Origin of the sequence: Bowmanella yangjiangensis (genome assembly GCF_018531185.1) — a bacterium.
GTDB classification, from domain to species: Bacteria; Pseudomonadota; Gammaproteobacteria; order Enterobacterales; family Alteromonadaceae; genus Bowmanella; species Bowmanella yangjiangensis.
Map to the genome: position 1 here is coordinate 142,047 of NZ_JAHDJU010000005.1, position 15,695 is coordinate 157,741.

The following is a 15,695-nucleotide window of genomic DNA, read 5'->3' on the forward strand; positions in this document are numbered from 1 at the left end:
GGCACCTAAACCTCATATAACGGACTCCGCATTTGTCTCAATCTGACGATCCCTATTTCCAACGGGAACAGGAAAAGTACGAAAATCCTGTCGCCAGCCGCGAATACCTGCTGCAAATTTTAACCGAACACAACAAGCCGCTGTCCTTTCTAGAAATCTGCGAGTTGGTGGATGCCGCCGACGAGGAAAGCCGGATCGGTATTCAGCGTCGACTGCGTGCCATGGAGCGGGAAGGTCAAATCTTGTTCAACCGCAACAAGAAATATGGCCTGGCAGATAAAATGGACCTGATACGCGGAAAAGTGCTGGGACATCGCGATGGATTTGGTTTTCTGAAGCGCGATGACGGCCAACCGGACCTGTTTATTCACAATGCACAGATGCAGGCATTGCTGCACGGCGACATTGTGCTGGTGACAGAGAGCAGCCAGAATTTCAAAGGTAAGAAAGAAGCGCGCATCGTACGTATTGTCGAGCCACGTAGCGAAGCCATTGTCGGTCGTTTCTTCCTCGAGCATGGTTTGGGGCTGGTGGTACCGGACGATAGTCGTATTTGTCAGGAGATTATTATTCCTCCTGAGCATGTGAATGGTGCCAGACAAGGCCATGTGGTGGTGGTGGAAATTATCCAGCGTCCAATGAAACGCGTGAATGCCGTCGGTAAGATTATCGAAGTGCTGGGTGAACATATGGCACCCGGCATGGAAATTGAGATGGCACTGCGTACCTTCGATATTCCGCATAACTGGCCAAAAGAGGTTGAGAAGCAGGTCAAAGGCCTAACCGAGCAGGTGCCGGAAGAGGCCAAGCAAGGACGTGTCGATTTGCGTGAGATGCCACTGGTCACTATAGACGGTGAAGACGCCCGGGACTTTGATGATGCGGTGTACTGCGAGCCTTTGGAAGATGGTGGCTGGCAGCTTTGGGTCGCCATTGCCGATGTCAGCTATTATGTGCGCCCTGGTACGGCACTGGATAAAGAAGCTATTGAGCGAGGTAACTCGGTGTATTTCCCCGAGCAGGTGGTGCCAATGCTGCCGGAAGTACTGTCCAATGGGCTTTGTTCCTTAAACCCGCAAGTTGATCGTTTGTGCATGGTCTGCGAGATGCAAGTTTCCAAGTCCGGACAACTTAAAGACTACCGCTTCTATGAAGCCGTGATGAATTCTCATGCCCGTCTGACATACAGTAAGGTATGGGACATCCTGCAGGGAGACAAGGAGCTCTATCAGCGTTATGAACCTTTAGTACCGCACCTGCGGCATTTACACGATTTGTTCAGGTCCCTGAAAAAAGCCCGTGGCAGACGCGGTGCTATCGAGTTTGAAACCCAGGAAAACAAATTTATCTTTAATGCCCAGCGCAAGATTGACCATATAGTGCCGGTGGTGCGTAACGACGCGCACAAGATGATTGAGGAATGTATGATTCTGGCCAACGTCAGTGCGGCCAATTTCTTGCAAAAGCACCAGGCGGAAGGCTTGTACCGAGTGCATGACAAGCCCGACCAAGACAGACTGTTAAGTTTCCTTAGTTACCTTGGCGAAGTGGGAATTCCACACGGTATTGGAAAAGATCCAAAGCCTGAGGACTTCTCCAACGTGGTAGATAAAATTGCCAACCGTCCGGATCAGGAGTTGATCCAAACCATGTTGTTGCGGTCGATGAAGCAGGCTGTGTATGACCGCGAAAATGTTGGTCACTTCGGTCTGGCACTTGACGCCTATGCACATTTTACCTCACCCATTCGTCGCTACCCTGATTTGGTGGTGCACCGGGCGATTAAAGCGATACTGGATAAGCTGGCATCACGTAAGAGCAAAACTGGCGGCAAGGCATACTCCGACGAAGAGGTCTCGCAATTGGGCATCCAATGTTCAATGACCGAGCGCCGTGCCGATGATGCCACCCGCGATGTGGCTGACTGGCTGAAATGCGAGTTTATGCTGGATCATGTGGGCGACAGTTTCGATGGCGTGATTGCTTCGGTAACCAGTTTTGGTTTCTTTGTGCGATTGAGTGATTTCCATATCGATGGTTTAGTGCATATCTCCGCGCTGGAAAACGATTACTATCACTATGATGAGTTAAAGCAGCATTTGATCGGTGAAAACTTCGGCACAGTCTACCGCCTCGGTGATCAGCTCAGGGTGAAAGTGGCCGGGGTTAATCTTGATGATCGCAAAATCGACTTCGTGTTGGATCAGCCTATGGGTAAAGGCAAAGGCGGTCGCAAGGTGATGATTAGAAAGGCCAAGAAACCTAAAGCCGAGGAAGCAGCAAAATCAGCCTGGCCAACGGGCGGCAAAGCGAAAGCCCCGGCCCGACAAGGCAGGCGCAGCGAGTCACCAGACAGTGAACAGCGTAAGGGCGGCCGCAAGGCGTCAGGCAAACCAACCAGTAGGAAAAAGAAGTAAATGGCGCAGCAAGAATGGCTATATGGCATCCACGCTCTCGAATCGCTGCTGCAGCGTGAGCCGGAACGTTTGATTGAGCTTTTTGTGCTGAAAGGGCGGGAAGATGAGCGCCTGACCAATATCATCAATCAGGCCAGGCGTTTTGGTGTCTCTATACAGTTCTGTCAGCGTAAAACCCTGGATGACAAGGCTCAAGGTGAGCAACACCAAGGTCTAGTTGCCAAGGCCAGGCCAGGTCGTCAATATGATGAGAAGGACTTGGATGAGATTGTGGCACGTAATACCACACCGTTTTTGTTGGTGCTTGATGGGGTTACCGACCCGCATAATTTGGGGGCATGTCTGCGTACAGCGGATGCTGCCGGTGTACATGCTGTCGTGGTGCCAAAGGACAAGTCTGCGTCTTTAACGCCAACGGTACGTAAAGTGGCGTGCGGTGCAGCCGAGGTAATTCCTTTGATTCAAGTAACTAATTTGGCCAGAACCTTGAAAGAGCTTCAGCAGGCCGGTGTATGGATTGTGGGAACCGCAGGCGAAGCAGAGCAGGACATATACCAGTCTAAGCTAACCGGTCCCATTGCATTGGTTATGGGGGCAGAAGGTAAGGGAATGCGCAGACTTACGCGCGAACACTGTGATGAACTTATCAAACTGCCCATGGCGGGCTCGGTATCTAGTTTGAATGTGTCGGTGGCAACAGGGATTTGTTTATTTGAGGTGGTAAGACAAAGGCAGATGTAGCCTTTCGGGCTCGCACAAAATAACTCATTGGGGGCTAGGGTGTTAGGTTGTGATTTTTACCCAATAGATGCTAAACAGATAGACAAAAAGCAATTGTTCTTTATAGAGTTTTTCCAGTAGTGAGCCGACATCAAGCCTTAATTTTGCGCCTGAGAAATATATATACGGGGTACTGGTTGCCCCCTGTGCTAGTTTGGTTATTTATCTCCAGTTCTGCACTGGCCGAAGAGCGCAACGTTATCGCTGCCGCTGAACTCAGCGGACTATTTCAAATCGGCGATAAAGGTAATGAGCCGACAGGTGTCTATTATCATTTATTGTCACAAATCCTCTCTGAAACCGATTTGGCGCAACGCTATCAAGTGGTAGTGATGCCAATGAAGCGAGCCAAAGCCAGTTTTCTACAAGGTAACTTTGCATGTTATTCCCCTGGGGTAGAAACCTTTGAAGAGGCAGAGCGTAACTTGCTACCGCGTGACTTGCTAAGTAGCCGCGCATTTAATATGGCACTGGTCAGAGTCGTTTCGACTAATGAGCATCATCTGGTAAGTAGTGTGGATGATGTCTCAAACGAAGATGTGATCAGTTTGGTCAGAGGCGTTCCGATTAGTGAAACCATGCAAAAGATGATGGCTAAGGCTCGGAAAACCTTTATGGTGCAAACTGAGCTAGAAAACTTAAAGCTGCTCGTTTCAGGTCGGGTAAATTTAATTTTTGCGTTTTATCCCGATATTGTTTTTGCCTACAAGGAACTGGGGTTAAAAGAGCACTATCCTTATGCAGAATATTATTCTCCTCTAGTCATCCGCGACAACATCATTTGCCATGCTGAGCATAGACAGGCCTTTGCGTTAATAGAGGCAAAGATTAATCAATATCGACAAGACGGTACCTTGAAGAGAATTTTGCAGGACTTCTACTTAGATGACCCTATACATCCATAACCCCTGAATGTTCCTTCTGGTTTACCAACCGCCCAATCCAAGGCTAAGAAGAGCTCCGTAATCTTAAAAGGTGCTTGGGTACGGTTAGAGTGAAACTCCGTTAGCAACGAAATCTATCCTTCTGCCCGTTTTCCTACGCTAAAAAAGCGCCAGTGTTTAGGCGCAAAACCCAATTAAATGTGGCTTTGTTAATGGGAATTGTAAAGCTATGTAAAGATTGGTAATGATTGTGAATCCTCGAGAACTTGCTTGTTTTCCCTTGGTCTCTTGGAGGTCAAGCTGACCTTATAAGTAACGAGGACCCTAAATGTATTTTAAAGCTCTTTCTGTTCCGCTGCTGGTTTCAGCATCTGTCTTAGCCTTGGCTGGCTGCGGAGGCTCCAGTAGCGACGATAGCGTGTACCCTAGCGCCTATATCCAGTTTTATAACGGTTCACCCAACAGTGCAGATACCGACCTTTATTTGGGCGATACTGAACTTGGAGGAGCTGCTTACGGTGATGCATCTGGTTTGAGTACCGTCGATGCAGGCGATGCTACCCTGGCGCTGAAACGCACTGATGCTAACGACAAAGTGGTTGAAGTGATGAGCAAATCGATAACATTAAGTGAAAGCCACAAGTCCTTGTTTATGCTTATCGGTGATTATGAAGCACCAACACTGGTTGAACATAAATTTGAGCGCCAGGAGCTAACAGATCATTTTATTTTGTACGCAATGTCTGCGGTTGAAAGTACCAATTACGATCTTTATATGGCTGAAGCGGGCGCGCCTTTCGACGATGCCAATAAAATTGACAGCCTTAGCTTTGGTGACGTGATTGAGGGTAAGTATTGGGATGCTGATAGCGCCAATCCCAATTGGGACAGCGGAGACTATGTGGTGTTTCTGACTGAACCTGGAAAAACTGAGGTTATTTACGAGAGCCCAACTATTAAATTCAGTTATGACACTGAGTACACCATGGTGGTCCGTCAGTCTGCTGGAACATCACAGAACAACCTTTCTGTCGATTTGATTATCAACTCTACAACAATTTCCAGCTATAAAGATGTAAGAGCCGGAGCGCAGTACAGGGTGTATAACAGCTTGGAAGAGCAAGGAATGACCGTCACAGTCAAAGGTACTGACACTGACAATCAAGACGCTCTGTCCAGTCGCGAGCTGGGCGAGTTTCACTCTGTAAGGTATGGTGATTATCAGATTTCTGCAGTCACCGCTGAAAGCAACGCGTCTTTTAACAACCGTCTGCTAACCCTTAATCAAGGTGACGCTAAGACGGTTGTAGTCTATCTGAATAAAGAAGATAAACTCACCACTCTGGCTTTTGAAGAAAGTGATCTTCCCCAGGTATACGAACATGAACTGAATGTAGTCAATTTGGTAAAAGACTACGCTAATGTCGACATCTATTTTGTCCGTCAGGACGAAACCGTTGAAACTGCACAATACAAGATCAAACGCTTGGGCTTTGCCAATAGCGAAGATATTACGTTACCCAGCGACTATTTTGAGATTATCGCTTTGCACGACGACAACAGTGGCAACCAGACACTACTGTATCGTACCGAGACCTTAGCTATTGATGAAGCGGTTAACTATATGGTGTCTATCGAGCCAGATGTGAGCTCTGCCAGCGGCTATCGAGTGGTGCTTTTGCCGTAGATATCACAACAATATCAAATTAAAAGGCCTCGACTTTGAGGCCTTTTTTCTTCTTATGGGTGAAATTAGCAGGAAGCGCCCCAATCTTGGAACAATCAGAAAAGTGAGAACGCCCTAGTGGGCGAACTTTCGCCAAGAATGCATTTGAAGATAACCTAACCATTTGAATATAAAGGTTTTGTTTTGTTCTGTTTGCGGCATTGGAGAGCCCACCGATAAAGGAATAGACCGCTAGGCGTTTTTTTCAACATTTCGGGTATCGCCGCAAATTCTTTTCTGTTATTATTTCGCGCCCTTTTTATAGGGGTATGACTATTAAAGCAGCTAACGGCCTGAGAAGGCCTTAACAACAGCGGAGCACTAACAATGATCCAAATGCAAACTAGCCTGGATGTTGCCGATAACTCCGGCGCTCGCAGGGTAATGTGTATTAAGGTTCTTGGTGGCTCGCATCGCCGTTATGCACATATCGGTGACATCATCAAAGTTACCGTCAAGGAAGCAATTCCTCGCGGTAAGGTAAAAAAAGGTGACGTACTGAATGCAGTGGTGGTGCGTACTAGAAAAGGCGTTCGTCGTCCTGACGGTTCTCTGATCCGTTTCGACAGCAACGCAGCCGTGTTGCTTAACAACAACAAGCAACCTATTGGTACGCGTATCTTTGGCCCGGTAACCCGTGAGCTTCGTGGAGATAAATTCATGAAGATCATCTCACTGGCCCCAGAGGTACTATAAGGAGTCACGATAATGGCAAGAAAAATTCGTCGTGATGATGAAGTTGTCGTATTGGCCGGTAAAGACAAAGGCAAAACAGGCAAAGTCCTGAAAGTGCTGGTTGAGTCTGACCGTCTGGTAGTAGAAGGTGTGAATGTGATGAAGAAACACCAGAAGCCTAACCCTCAGTTAGGTGTTGCTGGTGGCATCGTAGAGAAAGAAGCATCAATTCACGTATCGAATGTAGCGATCCTGAATCCTAAAACGGGTAAAGCTGATCGCGTCGGTTTCCGTTTTGAAGACGAGAAGAAAGTGCGTTTCTTCAAGTCAAACGGTGAACTGGTTTAATTAATTGGAGAGTACGATGGCGAAACTGCATGATTTCTATAAAGAAACAGTAGTGGCAGAACTTGCTAAGCAGTTCGGTTACAAAAGCGTCATGCAAGTCCCTCGGATTGAAAAAATCACCTTAAACATGGGTTTGGGTGAAGCTGTAGCGGATAAAAAGATTCTGGAAAACGCAACTGCCGACATGCAGGCAATTGCTGGCCAGAAGCCTGTTGTAACCGTTGCACGTAAATCCGTAGCGGGTTTTAAAATCCGTGAAGGTTATCCGATTGGCTGTAAAGTAACCCTACGTGGCGAGCGTATGTGGGAATTCCTAGAGCGTTTGATTTCAATCGCTATCCCACGTATCCGTGACTTCCGTGGTCTGAATGGTAAATCATTCGACGGCCGTGGAAACTATAGCATGGGTGTTCGCGAGCAAATTATCTTCCCCGAAATCGACTTTGATAAAGTTGATAAGGTACGTGGTATGGATATTACTATCACTACTACTGCCAACACGGATGAGGAAGGTCGCGCTCTGCTGGCTGCTTTTAACTTCCCATTCAAGAAATAAGGTGTAGGGTTATGGCAAAACAATCAATGAAAGCGCGCGAAGTAAAGCGCGCTAAGCTGGTAGCCAAGTACGCCACACAGCGTGCTGAGCTGAAAGCCATTATCAGCAGTGTAAACTCTTCTGACGAAGAGCGTTGGGACGCCGTGCTCAAGCTGCAATCATTACCTCGTGACTCTGCCCGTACACGTCAACACAACCGTTGCCGTATTACTGGCCGTCCTCATGGTTTCCTGCGCAAGTTCGGCCTGAGCCGTATCAAACTGCGTGAGGCCGCCATGCGTGGTGAAGTCCCTGGTCTGAAGAAAGCCAGTTGGTAAGGAGTAGCTAAGATGAGTATGCAAGATCCTATCGCGGATATGTTTACCCGCATCCGTAACGGTCAGCTGGCCAGCAAAGTGTCTGTCACTATGCCGTCTTCCAAGCTGCGTGTTGCGATTGCCAAGGTTCTGAAAGAAGAAGGTTACATCGCTGACTTCCAGGCATCTGGTGACGTTAAGCCGACCTTAGAAGTAACTTTGAAGTACTTCGAAGGTAAGAAAGTGATTGAAACTATCGAGCGTGTCAGCCGCCCTGGTCTGCGCATCTATAAGAAAAAAGATGAGCTGCCAAAAGTAATGGGTGGTCTGGGTATCGCTATTGTTTCAACGTCCAAGGGTGTGATGACTGACCGTGCAGCGCGTAAAGCCGGCATGGGTGGTGAAGTCATCGGCTATGTAGCGTAACGGAGGATTATTCGATGTCACGTGTAGCAAAAGCCCCAGTTGAGATTCAGGCAGGCGTAGAAGTAACTATCGCCGGTCAGGTAGTCACACTGAAAGGTAAGAACGGCACGCTGAGCCGTGAGTTCAACGGTGCAGTTGAAGTAGTTAAAGAAGAGAACAACCTGAAAGCTCTGCCTCGTGAAGGCGCAGTTGATGGTTGGGCTCAAGCTGGTACTGCTCGCGCACTGCTGAACGGCATGATGATCGGCGTCACCAACGGTTTCGAGAAAAAACTGCAGCTGCAGGGTGTTGGTTACCGTGCTTCAGCACAAGGTAACAAACTGAACCTGACACTGGGTTTCTCTCACCCCGTAGTCTACGAAATGCCTACTGGCGTTAGCGTAGAGACTCCTACTCAGACTGAAATCGTCGTTAAAGGCGCCGACAAGCAGCAAGTAGGTCAGGTTGCAGCTAACATCCGTGGATACCGTCCACCAGAGCCTTACAAAGGCAAAGGTGTTCGTTACGCCGATGAAGTTGTGCGTCGTAAAGAAGCCAAGAAAAAGTAAGGGGTTGATACGATGGATAAGAAAACAGCTCGTTTGCGTCGCGCGACTCGCGCTCGCAAAAAGATCAGTGAACTGGGCGCAACCCGCCTGGTAGTACACCGTACTCCCCGTCACATCTATGCACAGCTGATTGCCGCTAACGGCTCAGAAGTGCTGGCGGCTGCCTCTACTGTTGAAGCCGATCTGCGTAAAGACCTGAAAGTAACAGGTAATGCAGATGCTGCTACTGCAGTGGGCAAAGTGATCGCACAACGCGCAATCGAAAAAGGTATTACTGAAGTGTCTTTCGATCGCAGCGGTTTCAAGTATCACGGTCGAGTGAAGGCATTGGCTGATGCTGCTCGCGAAGCAGGTCTTCAGTTCTAGGAGTAGATTATGGCTAAAGTAGAAGTTCAAAACGGTGAACTGTTAGAGAAGCTGATTGCCGTAAACCGTGTAGCCAAGACTGTTAAAGGTGGACGCATCATGAGCTTCACCGCGTTGACAGTAGTTGGTGACGGTAACGGTCGTGTTGGCTTCGGTTACGGTAAAGCCCGCGAAGTTCCTTCCGCGATTCAAAAAGCGATGGAAAAAGCGCGTCGTAACCTGGTTACTGTAGGTCTGAACGGTAATACCCTTCAGCACCCAATTAAGGGTCGTCATTCTGGCTCTCAGGTTTACATGCAGCCTGCATCTGAAGGTACCGGTATTATTGCCGGTGGTGCGATGCGTGCAGTACTGGAAGTCGCTGGCGTACAGAACGTACTTTCAAAATGTTACGGCTCTACCAACCCAATCAACGTAGTGCGTGCAACTATCAATGCCCTGGTGGATATGAAGTCTCCAGAGCAGGTTGCGGCTAAGCGTGGATTGTCCGTAGAACAGATTTTGGGGTAATGAATCATGGCTAAGACAATCAAAGTAAGACAAACCAAGAGCTCAATCGCTCGTCTGCCTAGCCATAAGGCTACGTTGACTGGTTTGGGTCTGCGTCGTATTGGTCATGTTCGTGAGTTGGAAGACACTCCTGCTGTTCGCGGTATGATCAACAAAGTCAACTACATGGTTGAGATAGTTGAGGAGTAACTCATGCATTTGAATACGATTGCTCCTGCACCTGGAGCTAAAAAATCATCCAAGCGTTTGGGCCGTGGTATCGGTTCTGGTTTGGGTAAAACCGGTGGCCGTGGTCACAAAGGTCAGACTTCTCGTTCTGGCGGTACCGTACGCGCTGGTTTCGAAGGCGGTCAGATGCCTATTCAGCGCCGTCTGCCTAAGTTCGGTTTCACCTCTCGTAAGTCTCTGGTTACTGACCAAGTTACGTTGGCTGAAATTGCTAAGGTAGAAGGTGAAGTTGTGTCACTTGAAACTTTAAAAGCTGCAGGTCTGGTTAAGAAAGACGTGCTGCACGTTAAAGTAATGAAAAGTGGTGACATCGCTCGCGCTGTTACTGTAAACGGCTTGAAGGTAACTAAAGGCGCCCGTGAAGCTATCGAAGCTGCTGGCGGTAAAGTAGAGGAATAAGCTAAATGGCTAAACCAGGATTGGATTCAGGCGCCAAAGGCGGTTTGACCGAGCTTAAATCAAGGCTGTTGTTTGTCTTGGGTGCGATTATCGTATTCAGGCTTGGTTCTTTCGTGCCTATTCCTGGTATTGATGCTGCGGTGCTGGCGAGTTTGTTCGAACAGCAGAAAGGTACCATCGTAGAAATGTTTAACATGTTCTCCGGTGGTGCTTTAGAGCGTGCATCAATCCTGGCGCTTGGCATCATGCCTTATATTTCAGCGTCCATCATCATGCAGTTGTTGACGGTTGTTCATCCTCAGATGGCGGAACTGAAAAAGGAAGGTGAAGCAGGTCGTCGTAAGATCAGCCAGTACACCAGGTATCTTACCTTGGTACTGTCGATCTTCCAGGCAATAGCCATTGCCACTGGCTTGCCAAACCTGATGCAGGGCTTGGTGATTAATCCTGGTTTCGGCTTCTACTTTACAGCAGTGGTCAGTCTGGTCACCGGAACTATGTTCCTGATGTGGCTGGGTGAGCAAATCACTGAGCGTGGTATCGGCAATGGGATCTCCATTCTGATCTTCACCGGTATAGTTGCAGGTTTACCTTCAGCTATCGGTCAAACTGTGGAGCAAGCCAGACAGGGAGATTTGAACTTCCTGTTCCTGGTACTGATTGGTGTGATTGTCGTCGCGGTGACGTATTTCGTGGTGTTTGTTGAGCGTGGCCAACGTCGTATCGTGGTCAACTACGCTAAACGTCAGCAAGGCCGTAAGGTATTTGCTGCGCAAAGCACGCATTTGCCACTGAAAGTCAACATGGCGGGTGTTATTCCACCAATCTTTGCTTCCAGTATCATCCTGTTCCCAGGTACACTGGCGAGCTGGTTTGGTCAGAATGAAGCGCTGTCCTGGTTGCAGGATGTGTCTTTGATGTTGTCCCCTGGGCAACCTCTGCATGCCATGTTGTATGCAGCAGCGATAATTTTCTTCTGTTTCTTCTATACTGCGTTGGTGTTCAACCCGCGCGAGACAGCAGATAACCTGAAGAAATCCGGTGCCTTTGTGCCTGGTATTCGCCCTGGTGAACAGACATCTCGCTATATCGATAAAGTGATGACACGCCTGACTTTGGCCGGTGCCCTGTACATTACCTTTATTTGTTTGGTGCCCGAGTTCATGATGATTGCCTGGAACGTGCAGTTCTACTTTGGCGGTACATCTTTACTGATTATCGTTGTGGTAATCATGGACTTTATGGCACAGGTCCAGACCCATTTGATGTCTCATCAGTATGAGTCTGTTCTGAAGAAAGCCAATCTTAAAGGCTTCGGTCGATAAGAAAGGCATTTACGGAGTAACGAAATGAAAGTTCGTGCATCTGTCAAAGCGATTTGCCGTAACTGCAAAATCATCAAGCGCAACGGTGTTGTGCGTGTGATTTGTAGCAGCGACCCTAAGCATAAGCAAAGGCAAGGCTAATCAACAACAAGCTCTTTTTGAGAGCTTAATTTGCAATTTTGTCGTTGGATAAGTATCCTAGCGGGCTTTTTAGGCTGACGACAATTTAACTATAGGAGTGCTGTTAGTGGCCCGTATCGCTGGCATTAACATCCCTGAACACAAGCATGCCGTCATCGCTGTCCAAGCGATCTTCGGTATCGGTGCTACACGTGCGAAGAGCATTTGTGCGGCCGCTGGTGTTGCAGAGACTACCAAGATCAAAGATCTTGATGAAACGCAAATTGACAAGCTGCGTGACGAAGTAGCCAAGTTCACTGTTGAAGGTGACCTGCGTCGTGAAGTGTCAATGAGCATCAAACGTTTGATGGACCTAGGTTGTTTCCGTGGCTTGCGCCACCGTCGCAGCTTGCCTGTACGTGGACAGCGCACTAAAACTAATGCGCGCACCCGTAAAGGTCCTCGTAAGCCGATTAAGAAGTAAGCGGGGGGATTTATGGCAAAAGCACCAGTACGTACTCGTAAGCGCGTAAAACGCCAGGTCGCTGATGGTATGGCTCATATCCATGCCTCTTTCAACAACACGATAGTGACTATCACTGACCGTCAAGGTAATGCCCTATCTTGGGCAACTTCCGGTGGTTCAGGCTTCCGTGGTTCACGTAAGTCTACGCCTTTTGCTGCTCAGGTTGCTGCCGAGCGCGCCGGTGTTGCGGCCCAGGAATACGGTTTGAAAAATCTTGAAGTGTTCGTTAAAGGTCCAGGTCCAGGCCGTGAGTCTGCGATCCGTGCCCTGAATGCTACGGGTTACCGTATCACTAACATTACCGATGTGACTCCTATTCCTCACAACGGTTGTCGTCCACCTAAGAAACGTCGCGTATAAGCAGCGTTTTAGGACAGTTGGAGAAAGATCATGGCAAGATATTTGGGTCCCAAACTCAAACTTAGCCGCCGCGAGGGAACAGACCTGTTCCTGAAAAGTGGCGTTCGAGCAATTGACTCGAAATGTAAAATTGATACTGCGCCTGGTCAGCACGGTGCCCGTCGTGGCCGTTTGTCTGATTATGGTGTGCAGTTGCGTGAGAAGCAGAAAGTTCGTCGTATGTTCGGCGTGCTGGAAAAGCAATTCCGTAACTACTACAAAGAAGCAGCACGTCTGAAAGGCAACACAGGTGAAAACCTGCTGCAATTGCTTGAACAGCGTCTTGACAACGTGGTTTACCGCATGGGATTCGCCAGCACTCGCTCTGAAGCGCGTCAGTTGGTTAGTCACAAGGCCATTCTGGTCAATGGTAAAGTTGTTAACGTTCCTTCTTTTAGCGTATCTGCTGAAGACGTTGTGTCTGTTCGTGAAAAAGCTAAGAAGCAAGCTCGTATCGTGGCTGCTCTTGAGCTTGCCGATCAGCGCGAAAAGCCTACTTGGATAGAAGTGGACAGCAAGAAGATGGAAGGCGTATTTAAGCGCATTCCAGAGCGTAGCGACTTGTCTGCCGAAATTAACGAACAGCTGATCGTCGAACTTTACAGTAAGTAAAGAAGGTCAAAGAGAGGAAACAATGTCGGGTTCTGTAACTGAATTCCTTAAACCAAGGTTAGTCGAGATTGATAACGTATCCAAAACCCGCGCTAAGGTAACACTTGAGCCTTTGGAGCGTGGTTTCGGTCATACACTCGGAAACGCATTACGTCGTATTCTGCTTTCATCCATGCCTGGTTGCGCGGTAACTGAAGTAGAAATTGACGGTGTATTGCACGAGTACAGCACTAAGGAAGGCGTCCAGGAAGACGTTATCGAGATTCTGTTGAACCTTAAAGGTTTGGCCGTTCGTCTCGAAGGTAAGAATGAAGCCACCTTGACCCTGGTTAAGTCTGGTGCAGGCCCGGTAGTTGCAGGCGATATCCAGCACGATGGTGACGTCACTATCGTAAACCCAGAGCACCAGATTTGTACGCTGACGGGCGAAGCCTCTATCAGCATGCGCATTAAGGTGGAAATGGGCCGTGGTTATATTCCTGCTGCTACCCGTCGTACCTCTGAAGAAGACGACAGACCTATTGGTCGTTTGTTAGTGGATGCCTCTTTCAGTCCTGTAGAACGTATTGCATACAGTGTTGAGTCTGCTCGTGTTGAACAGCGCACAGACTTGGACAAACTGATTATCGATATGGAAACCAATGGCACTATCGACCCAGAAGAAGCCATCCGTCGTTCTGCTACTATTTTAGCTGAGCAATTGGATGCCTTCGTAGAACTGCGTGATATTAAAGAGCCAGTGGCTAAAGAAGAGAAGCCGGAATTTGATCCGATTCTGCTTCGCCCAGTAGATGATCTGGAATTGACTGTACGTTCTGCCAACTGTTTGAAAGCAGAAGCTATCCAGTACATTGGTGACCTGGTCCAGCGCACAGAAGTAGAGCTGCTCAAAACCCCTAACCTGGGTAAGAAGTCTCTGACTGAGATCAAAGACGTGCTCGCTTCTCGCGGACTCTCATTGGGTATGCGCCTGGAAAACTGGCCACCAGAGAGTATTGCTGAGAAAGACTAATCAGGTCGCAAGTTAAACTGATTTGTTAAGAAGGAAAGAACCATGCGCCATCGTAAGAGTGGTCGTCAGTTAAATCGCAACAGCAGCCATCGTCAAGCGATGTTCCGCAATATGGCAGGTTCTTTGGTGAAACACGAAATCATCAAAACTACTTTGCCTAAGGCGAAAGAACTGCGTCGCGTTATTGAGCCTCTGATTACACTTGCTAAGCAAGACAGTGTTGCAAATCGCCGTTTGGCCTTTGCTCGCACTGGTGATAAAGAGGTAGTAGGTAAGTTGTTTAATGAACTGGGTCCTCGTTATACCGAGCGTCCAGGAGGCTACATTCGTATTTTGAAATGTGGTTTCCGTACTGGTGACAATGCCCCTATGGCATATGTTGAACTGGTAGACCGCCCAGTTGCAGAAGAAGCAGCTACCGAAGAAGCAGCAGCTGAATAAGTTGTCTGTTAAATAAAAAAACCGGGCTAAGCCCGGTTTTTTTATTACCTGAAGAAAATCGTTAGTCGCCTTTCAATATTGCTGCAACTTCTTCAGCATTTGCTCCAGCATTAATTGCGTACTGGGTAAGTTGTTCATCCGTTAAGCCTGCGCTGCGAGCCGTCTCAAGAATTCGCTGTAGATTATCATGATGGGAAGCGGACTCTTTGATTGCAGTAGTCACCACTTCATCTGCATTATCAGGATACGCCGCTAATAAAGCGTCTACTATATACTCGCCAACAAATGGAACGGCTTCCATCGCGGTTTTAATAATATCAACAAGCTTATTAGGATGAGCTTTGGCAACAGAGCGCACTATGGCATCCGCCGAATTTGGCTCAGTGACCACCGCTACCCTGACAATATCGTCTAGCTCTTCAGGTGTGGAATAGACGGCGGCGCTAGCAACAAAGTCAACATAGCTGGGTTCAGCGTTAATAGCTGTCTCTACTATATTAGTGCAACTGGTGATGCCTTTTTCCAGAGCAATGCGCACAACGTCCTCTGTTAATGCAGGCTGTGCGGATATAGCGGCATGGATCACCTCTTTATATTGATCCGGATACAAATCCAAGGCGGTACCTACTACTACCTCTACATCTTGAGGGTAGTGACTGACGATACTCTTTATTGCCCGGCCTATCGACATGTTCTGTGCGACTTGCCTTTGAATAAATTCTATTGTTTCCCTGTTCTTATTTGTTGTCTCGGTAGTTTCTGTTGCTACTGCCGTCGTCCCTGTTACGGCTAATAACATTACCGAATATAATAATTTTCTCATGAACAGACTTCCGAAGGTGTCAAAACGACTGAGTCTCGACTTGGACTCTCGTACGGAAAAGGAGTTCAAGAGTAACAAGAAATAAACAAAACGAAACAAAAATAAGCCAATTGGCTGGAAAATAATCGGTTGAACTACAAAACTTAATAAATCTTAAAAAACCAGTTGACGGCTTCGCTGAAATCTCTAGAATGCGCACCACTTCGACGGGGTAGCCCGGCAAGCCAGGAAGGCAGAAGGATTCAAGGAACGGCAAGCAACGAAAGAGTTAAAAAGTT

General features: G+C 48.0%; 22 protein-coding genes. 21 read left to right on the plus strand and 1 reads right to left on the minus strand.

Features of this window, described 5'->3' with window-relative positions; translation table 11 throughout:
- Positions 1-32 precede the first annotated feature (32 nt).
- The 21 genes from rnr (at position 33) to rplQ (ending at position 14,594) form a co-directional block, all read left to right on the plus strand.
- Positions 33-2,417 carry a ribonuclease R gene (gene rnr, locus KJY73_RS21190; RefSeq protein ID WP_214345622.1) on the plus strand — a complete coding sequence of 795 codons (2,385 nt, stop codon included), beginning with the start codon at positions 33-35 and terminating at the stop codon, positions 2,415-2,417.
- Entirely contained in the window at positions 2,418-3,158 is a 741-nt protein-coding gene (gene rlmB, locus KJY73_RS21195) for a 23S rRNA (guanosine(2251)-2'-O)-methyltransferase RlmB (RefSeq protein WP_214345623.1), read from the plus strand.
- Between the two features lie 185 nt (positions 3,159-3,343).
- Positions 3,344-4,102: a hypothetical protein gene (locus KJY73_RS21200; protein ID WP_214345624.1), complete on the plus strand. Its 759-nt coding sequence runs from the start codon at positions 3,344-3,346 to the stop codon at positions 4,100-4,102.
- 307 nt (positions 4,103-4,409) lie between these two features.
- Positions 4,410-5,768, plus strand: coding sequence for a DUF4397 domain-containing protein (locus KJY73_RS21205; RefSeq protein ID WP_214345625.1), 1,359 nt, complete (start codon positions 4,410-4,412; stop codon positions 5,766-5,768).
- A gap of 366 nt (positions 5,769-6,134) precedes the next feature.
- On the plus strand, positions 6,135-6,503 hold the full coding sequence (gene rplN / locus KJY73_RS21210; protein ID WP_188695774.1) for a 50S ribosomal protein L14: 369 nt from the start codon (positions 6,135-6,137) through the stop codon (positions 6,501-6,503).
- Positions 6,504-6,515: 12 nt separating this feature from the next.
- Positions 6,516-6,830 carry a 50S ribosomal protein L24 gene (gene rplX / locus KJY73_RS21215; RefSeq protein ID WP_188695772.1) on the plus strand — a complete coding sequence of 105 codons (315 nt, stop codon included), beginning with the start codon at positions 6,516-6,518 and terminating at the stop codon, positions 6,828-6,830.
- Between the two features lie 16 nt (positions 6,831-6,846).
- Positions 6,847-7,386, plus strand: coding sequence for a 50S ribosomal protein L5 (gene rplE / locus KJY73_RS21220; protein ID WP_206595840.1), 540 nt, complete (start codon positions 6,847-6,849; stop codon positions 7,384-7,386).
- A gap of 11 nt (positions 7,387-7,397) precedes the next feature.
- Positions 7,398-7,703, plus strand: a complete 306-nt coding sequence (gene rpsN / locus KJY73_RS21225; RefSeq protein ID WP_206595839.1) for a 30S ribosomal protein S14 — start codon at positions 7,398-7,400, stop codon at positions 7,701-7,703.
- Between the two features lie 12 nt (positions 7,704-7,715).
- Positions 7,716-8,108 carry a 30S ribosomal protein S8 gene (gene rpsH, locus KJY73_RS21230; RefSeq protein ID WP_188695766.1) on the plus strand — a complete coding sequence of 131 codons (393 nt, stop codon included), beginning with the start codon at positions 7,716-7,718 and terminating at the stop codon, positions 8,106-8,108.
- 14 nt (positions 8,109-8,122) lie between these two features.
- Positions 8,123-8,656, plus strand: coding sequence for a 50S ribosomal protein L6 (gene rplF / locus KJY73_RS21235; RefSeq protein WP_206595838.1), 534 nt, complete (start codon positions 8,123-8,125; stop codon positions 8,654-8,656).
- A gap of 12 nt (positions 8,657-8,668) precedes the next feature.
- On the plus strand, positions 8,669-9,022 hold the full coding sequence (gene rplR, locus KJY73_RS21240) for a 50S ribosomal protein L18 (RefSeq protein WP_188695761.1): 354 nt from the start codon (positions 8,669-8,671) through the stop codon (positions 9,020-9,022).
- 9 nt (positions 9,023-9,031) lie between these two features.
- Positions 9,032-9,532: a 30S ribosomal protein S5 gene (gene rpsE, locus KJY73_RS21245; protein ID WP_102798677.1), complete on the plus strand. Its 501-nt coding sequence runs from the start codon at positions 9,032-9,034 to the stop codon at positions 9,530-9,532.
- Between the two features lie 3 nt (positions 9,533-9,535).
- Positions 9,536-9,721, plus strand: a complete 186-nt coding sequence (rpmD, locus tag KJY73_RS21250) for a 50S ribosomal protein L30 (protein ID WP_425427716.1) — start codon at positions 9,536-9,538, stop codon at positions 9,719-9,721.
- 3 nt (positions 9,722-9,724) lie between these two features.
- The gene (gene rplO / locus KJY73_RS21255; protein ID WP_206595837.1) at positions 9,725-10,159 is read left to right on the plus strand and encodes a 50S ribosomal protein L15; all 435 of its coding nucleotides are present in this window, start codon (positions 9,725-9,727) and stop codon (positions 10,157-10,159) included.
- A gap of 5 nt (positions 10,160-10,164) precedes the next feature.
- A complete protein-coding gene (gene secY, locus KJY73_RS21260; RefSeq protein ID WP_206595836.1) occupies positions 10,165-11,484 on the plus strand; it encodes a preprotein translocase subunit SecY in 1,320 nt (439 codons plus the stop codon).
- Positions 11,485-11,508: 24 nt separating this feature from the next.
- Positions 11,509-11,625 carry a 50S ribosomal protein L36 gene (gene rpmJ / locus KJY73_RS21265; protein ID WP_102798681.1) on the plus strand — a complete coding sequence of 39 codons (117 nt, stop codon included), beginning with the start codon at positions 11,509-11,511 and terminating at the stop codon, positions 11,623-11,625.
- 106 nt (positions 11,626-11,731) lie between these two features.
- Positions 11,732-12,088, plus strand: a complete 357-nt coding sequence (gene rpsM, locus KJY73_RS21270) for a 30S ribosomal protein S13 (protein ID WP_206595835.1) — start codon at positions 11,732-11,734, stop codon at positions 12,086-12,088.
- 12 nt (positions 12,089-12,100) lie between these two features.
- Positions 12,101-12,490 (plus strand): 30S ribosomal protein S11, encoded by a 390-nt coding sequence (gene rpsK, locus KJY73_RS21275; RefSeq protein WP_102798683.1) that lies wholly within the window; start codon positions 12,101-12,103, stop codon positions 12,488-12,490.
- A gap of 30 nt (positions 12,491-12,520) precedes the next feature.
- Complete coding sequence (gene rpsD / locus KJY73_RS21280) at positions 12,521-13,141, plus strand: 30S ribosomal protein S4 (RefSeq protein WP_206595834.1); 621 nt, start codon at positions 12,521-12,523, stop codon at positions 13,139-13,141.
- Between the two features lie 22 nt (positions 13,142-13,163).
- Complete coding sequence (locus KJY73_RS21285; RefSeq protein ID WP_206595833.1) at positions 13,164-14,153, plus strand: DNA-directed RNA polymerase subunit alpha; 990 nt, start codon at positions 13,164-13,166, stop codon at positions 14,151-14,153.
- A gap of 42 nt (positions 14,154-14,195) precedes the next feature.
- Positions 14,196-14,594: a 50S ribosomal protein L17 gene (gene rplQ / locus KJY73_RS21290; RefSeq protein ID WP_102798686.1), complete on the plus strand. Its 399-nt coding sequence runs from the start codon at positions 14,196-14,198 to the stop codon at positions 14,592-14,594.
- Between the two features lie 61 nt (positions 14,595-14,655).
- Here the strand turns inward: rplQ and KJY73_RS21295 are convergent, their stop codons facing one another.
- Complete coding sequence (locus KJY73_RS21295) at positions 14,656-15,417, minus strand: hypothetical protein (protein WP_214345626.1); 762 nt, start codon at positions 15,415-15,417, stop codon at positions 14,656-14,658.
- Positions 15,418-15,695: the final 278 nt, after the last annotated feature.

Coding starts and splice junctions, on each gene's coding strand:
- rplR (WP_188695761.1), top strand. CDS start 8,669: ATGGATAAGAAAACAGCTCGTTTGCGTCGCGCGACTCGCGCTCGCAAA.
- rplQ (WP_102798686.1), top strand. CDS start 14,196: ATGCGCCATCGTAAGAGTGGTCGTCAGTTAAATCGCAACAGCAGCCAT.
- KJY73_RS21295 (WP_214345626.1), bottom strand. CDS start 15,417: ATGAGAAAATTATTATATTCGGTAATGTTATTAGCCGTAACAGGGACG.
- secY (WP_206595836.1), top strand. CDS start 10,165: ATGGCTAAACCAGGATTGGATTCAGGCGCCAAAGGCGGTTTGACCGAG.
- rpsH (WP_188695766.1), top strand. CDS start 7,716: ATGAGTATGCAAGATCCTATCGCGGATATGTTTACCCGCATCCGTAAC.
- rpmJ (WP_102798681.1), top strand. CDS start 11,509: ATGAAAGTTCGTGCATCTGTCAAAGCGATTTGCCGTAACTGCAAAATC.
- rpsD (WP_206595834.1), top strand. CDS start 12,521: ATGGCAAGATATTTGGGTCCCAAACTCAAACTTAGCCGCCGCGAGGGA.
- rplN (WP_188695774.1), top strand. CDS start 6,135: ATGATCCAAATGCAAACTAGCCTGGATGTTGCCGATAACTCCGGCGCT.
- rplE (WP_206595840.1), top strand. CDS start 6,847: ATGGCGAAACTGCATGATTTCTATAAAGAAACAGTAGTGGCAGAACTT.
- rplO (WP_206595837.1), top strand. CDS start 9,725: ATGCATTTGAATACGATTGCTCCTGCACCTGGAGCTAAAAAATCATCC.
- rpsK (WP_102798683.1), top strand. CDS start 12,101: ATGGCAAAAGCACCAGTACGTACTCGTAAGCGCGTAAAACGCCAGGTC.
- KJY73_RS21205 (WP_214345625.1), top strand. CDS start 4,410: ATGTATTTTAAAGCTCTTTCTGTTCCGCTGCTGGTTTCAGCATCTGTC.
- KJY73_RS21285 (WP_206595833.1), top strand. CDS start 13,164: ATGTCGGGTTCTGTAACTGAATTCCTTAAACCAAGGTTAGTCGAGATT.
- rplX (WP_188695772.1), top strand. CDS start 6,516: ATGGCAAGAAAAATTCGTCGTGATGATGAAGTTGTCGTATTGGCCGGT.
- rplF (WP_206595838.1), top strand. CDS start 8,123: ATGTCACGTGTAGCAAAAGCCCCAGTTGAGATTCAGGCAGGCGTAGAA.
- rlmB (WP_214345623.1), top strand. CDS start 2,418: ATGGCGCAGCAAGAATGGCTATATGGCATCCACGCTCTCGAATCGCTG.
- rpsN (WP_206595839.1), top strand. CDS start 7,398: ATGGCAAAACAATCAATGAAAGCGCGCGAAGTAAAGCGCGCTAAGCTG.
- rpsE (WP_102798677.1), top strand. CDS start 9,032: ATGGCTAAAGTAGAAGTTCAAAACGGTGAACTGTTAGAGAAGCTGATT.